The organism is Lactonifactor longoviformis DSM 17459, assembly GCF_900129135.1.
GTDB classification, from domain to species: domain Bacteria; phylum Bacillota; class Clostridia; order Lachnospirales; family Lachnospiraceae; genus Lactonifactor; species Lactonifactor longoviformis.
On the sequence record NZ_FQVI01000039.1, the window covers coordinates 22,639 to 29,336 of the forward strand.

Below are 6,698 nucleotides of genomic sequence, written 5' to 3' on the forward strand. Positions count from 1 at the left end.
TTCCTTCCTGTCTGATCTATTTTTCCAATTCTTCCAGAGCTTTTAATTCTTCCTCTGAAATCTTAACCTTCTTATGCTTGGGTTTAAACTTCAGTTCCTCTACCTTATATTCCCGAATCTCTTTTTCATCATTCACATCCACAATTACCTTCACCAGCTGGCGCAATACGCTGACACTCTGAACCTCTCCCCGGAGTCCCTCCGGTGTTGTCACAGTATCCCCGGTGCCCGGAAGTCTGCGGTTCAGCTCCTCATAGGTCTCCTGCTCATTTTTCAGGCAGCACATAAGTCTTCCGCATACCCCGGAAATCTTTGTAGGATTGAGGGATAAATTCTGTTCCTTCGCCATCTTAATGGAGACCGGCGCAAATTCTGAGAGATACGTATGGCAGCACAGCGCACGGCCGCAGATCCCAATCCCTCCCAGTATCTTGGTCTCATCACGGACTCCAATCTGGCGAAGCTCAATTCTTGTCTTAAAGACAGCTGCCAGATCTTTTACCAGCTCCCTGAAGTCAATCCTTCCATCCGCGGTAAAATAGAATAGTACCTTATTATTGTCAAAAGTATACTCTACATCTATCAGCTTCATCTCCAGGTTATGTGCCTGAATCTTTTTCAGGCAGATCTGGTAAGCTTCCTTCTCTTTTTTTCTGTTTTTCTCCTCTTTCTCCGTGTCCTTTTGGGTCGCCACACGGATCACTTCCTTCAGAGGCTGAATTACTTTGCTGTCCTCCACATCTCTGGGGGAAAGCACAACTGAACCGTACTCTACACCTCTTGCGGTCTCCACAATTACATGGTCTCCCGCTTTTATGTCAAATCCTTTGGGGTTAAAGTAATATATCTTCCCCACATTCCGAAAACGAACTCCTATTACTCTTGTCATGTTTAATTCTCCCTGATGGTAAGGAACAGCAATTCCATAACCAGTTCAAAGTTTACATTGGCATTCAGCCGCACCTTTGCAGTCTCTACGGCATTGATAATCGTCTCAAGACCTTCGTAAGAACTTTTTCTGGCCCGTTCCTTAATATAATTAATCTCCTGGCGGAACACCAGGCTGTCTACCTCCCGGGTAGCTTTAAATAAAAGTACATCCCTAAACCACAGCAAAAACAAATCCAGATATTCATAGATCGTGTTCTTTTCCTGGGTAAGAGACTTAATGGTGTCAATCAGATCATTTAGCTCCATCTCTTCGGCGTGCCTGAGAATTTTAAGGGCAGACTCTGTCATCTCATTAAACTCCTCCGAGGAGGCAATCTGTTCTGCCTTTCCCACATTTCCCTGTGCAAAAGAAACACACATGTCCGCCTGATAATCCGGAATATGAAGCCGCTCCATTAAGTAAGTCTTAATCAGATTATCCCCTACCGCCTTGAGATTAAGTACCACACAGCGGGACAAAATCGTTGGCAGCAGAGCACTGACATTATTCGCCAGCAGCATCACCACCCCATAGGACGGCGGCTCCTCTATGGTTTTAAGCAGAGCATTCTGTGCCTGAACCGTCAGCTTCTCCGCATCATTAATAATGTATATCTTATAGGGACTGGCATACGGCTTAATCTGAATATCACCGATTACCTGTTCGCGTATATCTTCTATACTAATCGTATTAGGCTTCTCGTGAGTTACATTAATGATATCAGGCTGATTTTTGCTGAGCGCCTTCTTACAGGAAGCGCACTCCAGACAAGGCTCTATTCCTCTCTTTTCACACTGTAAAGTCATGGCAAATAAATTAGCCAGAAGCTTTTTCCCGGATCCTGTCTCCCCGGCAAAAATATAAGAATGAGATACCTTATTCATAGCCACCGCATTCTGTAAATGCCGGATAATCTCTTCGTGCCCTAAAACTTCTTCAAACCCTTGCATATAACTCACCTCTATCCTTCGCAGTTTAAATCCTCTTGGATCCCGGACGCTGTATGTCCGTTGTAGCCATTATAGCATAAATTGTTTTCAATATACAGACTTAATCTCACAACTCACCGCAATTCATACAAATACTCTCTGATTTCCTCCAGGCAGCTCTCTAAAACCTCGTTGCGGAACCTTTTTCCTATTCCTGCTCTCCGGATATTCTCCTCGGAAAAGTCCGCTGCATCTGCCAGAAAGCGCCTGCAGAGTTCCTCGTACCTGGGTTCCTCCTGCTTTTCTTCCCTCTTTATGGCCCTTTTCAGCCGCTCACCGTCCTCTACTTCTATATAAATGGGACACATAGTCCCTTCTCCGAAATACTCTCTCATCCTATTATAGGACTCCAAAGTGCCTATCCCCAGATAACTGCTGCTGTTCAGGTCAATCTGCCCGTCATCTGCGGTAAAATAACTCCAGATCCCATGAACGGTCCGGTAATCCCTAAGCTCAATAATTTTTCCTTCTCTCTTCCACTCCTCCAGCCTCCCCGGTGTGACAAAGTGATATTCTCTGCCCTCCTGCTCCCCCCTGCGGATCGGTCTTGTAGTATACAATACAATGGGCCTTAACCCAACTGCCTCATCCTCCAGCAGCCTTTCATAGATTGTATCCTTCCCTGAGGAACTCTTTCCCATAATGTAAAAAATCTTTCCCATCTCTGCTCCCTGCCATCCTCTTAGATATCTCTCACTCTACCGGCAAACCACCTGTATCCTCTGGTTTGTATGATCCGCGGGACCCTGGAGATCCAGCCCAATGTCCTGATACTCCCGCACCTCATCTATCAGTCTCTCTGTAATCATCTCCCCGGGAACCAGCAGCGGTATGCCGGGAGGGTACAGGTACAGGTATTCCCCGGAGATTTCTCCGGGACTTTCCGATAATACTACCGATTTCCTATCCTGTTCCAAGGCATCTGCAATGGTCAGCCTCTGCTCTCCGTAGTTCCAGTATCCGCAGTATCCACACCCATCCCCGGAATCATCAGCCTTATCCACATTTTGATCAATTTCTTCCAATGCTGTGGATAACCTCTCATAACCCAGAGCAGTATCCATAATACTAGTCATTCCCAGCACATAATCCCTGGCCGCCATCTCCATAGGCAGATGATACTTATCTAATAAAATAGAATATAATTCCGCTCCCGTCAAGCCGCAATCCTTGGTAGATATTATAAGCTTTGAAGGATCCATGGCATAAATCCCGTGTGTCCCCTCCAGGCTGCGGGGAACCAGCCCCAAATTCTCCATAGCCTCCAGGCGCTTCCGATGTGCCTTCAAAAGTCCCGCATATGCATCAAACAGCCTCTTTCCATCATCTGTTACCAGTCCCAGACCATACTCCATGCTTGCCATCAATACATAGGAAGGACTGCTGGTCTGATAAATCCCCAGAAACCGTTCCAATGCTTCCCGGGGGACTCTTTTGCTTCCCAAATGTACCAGTGCGGTCTGTGTAAGACAGGGCATGGTCTTGTGAAGACTCTGTACCACCAAATCTGCTCCGCAGGCCAGAGCCGGTTCCGGAAAGTAGGGGTGAAATCCCAGGTGTGCCCCATGTGCCTCATCTATCAGAAGGGGAATTCCATATCTGTGAACAATCTCACTGATCCCCCGGATATCAGATACTACTCCGTCATACGTAGGTGAGGTAAGGATCACGGCCTGGATCCCGGGATTGGCCGCCAGCTTCTCCTCTGTCTCCTGACAGGTAATCCCCCCACTCAGCCCATATCTGTGTTCCGGTTCCGGATCCAGATAAACCGTCCGGAGTCCCCGCAGATAGGCGGCATGGTACACGGACTTGTGGCTGTTGCGGGCCATAAGGAGGGTTCCCCCCCGGGTGGTACAGGCGGAGATCCCGCTCAGAATTCCTCCGGAGCTTCCATTTACGCAGTAATAGGTTTTCTCTGCTCCGTAAAGACGTGCCGCCCGTTCCTGGGCATCCTTTAAAATCCCCTCCGGGTAATAAAGATTGTCAAACCCTTCAATCTCCGTGACATCGATAGAAAAAGGACTACTAAAAGTCCCCTCCACTGCGCGCCTCTTATGGCCGGGCATGTGAAACGGGTAGTAATCCTTAGTACTGTATGCCTTCAATAAACCGTCTAATCTTTCCATATCCTCTGCTTCCAGTTCTCTTATACCTTAAATCGATAGCCTACACCCCAGATAGTCTCGATATACTGGGGCTTTGCTGTATTATACTCAATCTTTTCGCGAATCTTCTTAATATGCACCGTTACAGTAGCAATATCTCCGATAGACTCCATGTCCCATATCTCTTTGAAAAGTTCATCCTTCGTAAATACCCGGTTCGGATTCTGTGCCAGGAAGGTAAGCAGATCAAACTCCTTGGTAGTGAAGTTCTTTTCTTCTCCATTTACCCAGACCCTTCTGGCCGTCTTATCAATCTTGAGTCCCCGGATTTCAATAATGTCGTTTTCCTGAACCCCTGTGCCAATCAGCCTTTCATACCTGGCAAGATGGGCTTTTACTCTGGCTACCAGCTCGCTGGGGCTGAAAGGTTTGGTCATATAGTCATCTGCGCCCAGTCCGAGGCCCCTGATCTTATCGATATCATCTTTTTTAGCGGAGACCATAATAATAGGCGTATTCTTCTGCGCCCGAATCTCCCTGCAGATCTCAAATCCATCCAGTTCGGGAAGCATAAGATCCAGTATAAACAGATCATAATCTCCCTCCAGAGACTTTTTCAGTCCCACGTCCCCCCTGTGCTCGATTTCCACCTGGAAACCGCTGAGTTCCAGGTAATCCTTCTCCAGATCCGCAATTGCCTCTTCATCTTCGATTATCAATATCTTACTCATTCACTGGTACCTCCTGATATTTTCTAAGGACAAAGTACATCACTGTCCCAATATTTTCCTTGCTCGTTGCCCACACTTTTCCTCCGTGGTCCTCAATGATCTTCTTAACAATAGAAAGACCAATACCGCTTCCTCCCTTTGATGAATTCCTGGAAGCATCTGTCCGGTAAAACCGGTCAAAAATATTGGACAAATCCTTTGCTGCGATACCTTTTCCGTTATCTTCAATCTCAACCTGAATGAAATCGCCTACATCTTTTACCCGAAGGTTGATGAATCCCTTAGATTTATTCATATATTTAAGAGAATTCCCCACGATATTATTAATTACCCGCTTCATCTGCTCCGCATCCGCAATCACTACCACATCCTGATCCACATAGTTGTAATATCCCAGTTCAACCCCTTTCGATTCCAGCTCCAGTCCCAGTTCCTCCGCACAGTCATCAAAGTAATCTGTCACATGAATCTTGCTGAACGTATAGGGAATGCGGTTGGTGTCAATCTTAGAGTAAAATGTCAGTTCATTGATCAGCCTGTCCATATCATTGGCCTTGCTGTAGATTGTCCTGATATACTTGTTCATCTTCTCGGGGGTGTCCGCTACCCCATCCATGATGCCCTCCACATATCCTTTAATGGCAGTAATAGGAGTCTTCAAATCATGGGAGATATTGCTGATCAGCTCTTTATTGTCCTTATCAAACTGTACCTTTTCCTCCGCGGATTCCTTCAGGCGCTGCCTCATCTCCTCAAAGTCACTGCACAGGTCACTGATCTCATCCACGCCCTCCCCTTCAATGGTGAAGTCCAGATTTCCTTCTTTGATATTCTGTGTAGCCACCTTTAATTTATTCAGGGGAGTGATTACTCCCTGGTAGATCCACAGTGTAAGTCCGAGACTGGTAATAAACAGAATCAGAACCACCACTCCCAGCATATTCTTCATGAGAGACTGCACCTGAGGTATCGTCTCAACTGCACTGGTCACAATAAAGGCACTCCCGTCATCTCCGTTGTCCAGGGTAAAGTCAACCTGCTTTACCAGCGCCTGCAGTGTACTCCCCAGATAAATCCCGCTGTCCGATCCAGACCGGAAATCGCCAGATTTGGGGAGACTCTCCAGAAGCTCCGACTGATCTCCTTTGGCTCCGCAATAAATAATATTGCCGTCCAAGCGGACAATAAGAAAAGAATATTTCGATGACAGCTCCGTATTGATCGAATCCAGATACTGCACGTCCTCAAAAGAATCCGGTTGATTCTTCGCCTGCTGCTGCAGAGAGTCAAAAGTTTTCTTTGTCATACCGCTCAGCATCTGCAGAGAGTTAGATAAATTCTCATATGTGGGATTCTCAATTCCATATTGCTTCTCAATATTCTTAAGCATATAATGGCTGAACCCATACAGACAGGCCCCGGTGAATACCAGAGGAACTAAAATAATCACAAAAAAAGAAATAATAATCCGTGTTTTTAGTTTCATGATTTTATCCTCTCTAAAGAGCCTAAAAGCTCACTTTATTGTATAAGTATAGCACATTCATAGAGGGTTTTCATCTAAACAAAGTCCTCCAAATCTAAACTTTCTATTAAAAAGCCAAAAAAGGGGGCTGTGAAAAAATGGAGTTGCTCTAACTCCATTTTTTCAGCCCCTCTTTATTTTGTGGAAAGCGTAAGAAAAAAGCAGTAAAAAGCGCATAATCCCCCTTACCCCAACAAACGTGCGCTCTTTCTTCTTTAAGCCACTTCCCGGAGTCTCATCTGCTTATTATAGATTTTATAGAGATTATGGCCGATAGAAACAAGAAATATCTCTACTCTTACCGAATCCAGTCCTCTTCTTACAATTCGCTTATACCTTCGGTCGTATTTGATGATTCCAAATGTCCCTTCTGCCTGGATGGAGCGGTTCATGCGGAGCAACGCCCCATGGATA

Annotated in this window: 7 protein-coding genes; all 7 read right to left on the reverse strand. The window is 45.9% G+C overall.

The features are described from left to right. Positions 1–16 precede the first annotated feature (16 nt). Positions 17–889 (reverse strand): PSP1 domain-containing protein, encoded by an 873-nt coding sequence (locus tag BUA56_RS20625; RefSeq protein WP_072854657.1) that lies wholly within the window; start codon positions 887–889, stop codon positions 17–19. Positions 890–891: 2 nt separating this feature from the next. Further along, positions 892–1,881, reverse strand: a complete 990-nt coding sequence (locus tag BUA56_RS20630) for a DNA polymerase III subunit (protein WP_072854658.1) — start codon at positions 1,879–1,881, stop codon at positions 892–894. A 113-nt stretch (positions 1,882–1,994) separates the two neighbouring features. Beyond that, complete coding sequence (locus BUA56_RS20635; protein WP_072854659.1) at positions 1,995–2,582, reverse strand: nucleoside/nucleotide kinase family protein; 588 nt, start codon at positions 2,580–2,582, stop codon at positions 1,995–1,997. Between the two features lie 36 nt (positions 2,583–2,618). Further along, positions 2,619–4,049, reverse strand: a complete 1,431-nt coding sequence (locus BUA56_RS20640; protein ID WP_072854660.1) for an aminotransferase class I/II-fold pyridoxal phosphate-dependent enzyme — start codon at positions 4,047–4,049, stop codon at positions 2,619–2,621. A 20-nt stretch (positions 4,050–4,069) separates the two neighbouring features. Next, positions 4,070–4,759, reverse strand: a complete 690-nt coding sequence (locus BUA56_RS20645; RefSeq protein WP_072854661.1) for a response regulator transcription factor — start codon at positions 4,757–4,759, stop codon at positions 4,070–4,072. Then, complete coding sequence (locus tag BUA56_RS20650; protein WP_072854662.1) at positions 4,752–6,245, reverse strand: sensor histidine kinase; 1,494 nt, start codon at positions 6,243–6,245, stop codon at positions 4,752–4,754. The genes BUA56_RS20645 and BUA56_RS20650 overlap by 8 nt, the downstream gene beginning before the upstream one ends. Before the next feature lie 254 nt (positions 6,246–6,499). Then, a partial coding sequence (locus BUA56_RS20655; protein WP_072854633.1) for a transposase occupies positions 6,500–6,698 on the reverse strand: 199 nt, incomplete at its 5' end.

Bases quoted from the DNA above. Each gene is read 5' to 3' on its own strand.
- BUA56_RS20625 (WP_072854657.1), bottom strand. From the start codon at position 889: ATGACAAGAGTAATAGGAGTTCGTTTTCGGAATGTGGGGAAGATATAT.
- BUA56_RS20630 (WP_072854658.1), bottom strand. From the start codon at position 1,881: ATGCAAGGGTTTGAAGAAGTTTTAGGGCACGAAGAGATTATCCGGCAT.
- BUA56_RS20635 (WP_072854659.1), bottom strand. From the start codon at position 2,582: ATGGGAAAGATTTTTTACATTATGGGAAAGAGTTCCTCAGGGAAGGAT.
- BUA56_RS20640 (WP_072854660.1), bottom strand. From the start codon at position 4,049: ATGGAAAGATTAGACGGTTTATTGAAGGCATACAGTACTAAGGATTAC.
- BUA56_RS20645 (WP_072854661.1), bottom strand. From the start codon at position 4,759: ATGAGTAAGATATTGATAATCGAAGATGAAGAGGCAATTGCGGATCTG.
- BUA56_RS20650 (WP_072854662.1), bottom strand. From the start codon at position 6,245: ATGAAACTAAAAACACGGATTATTATTTCTTTTTTTGTGATTATTTTA.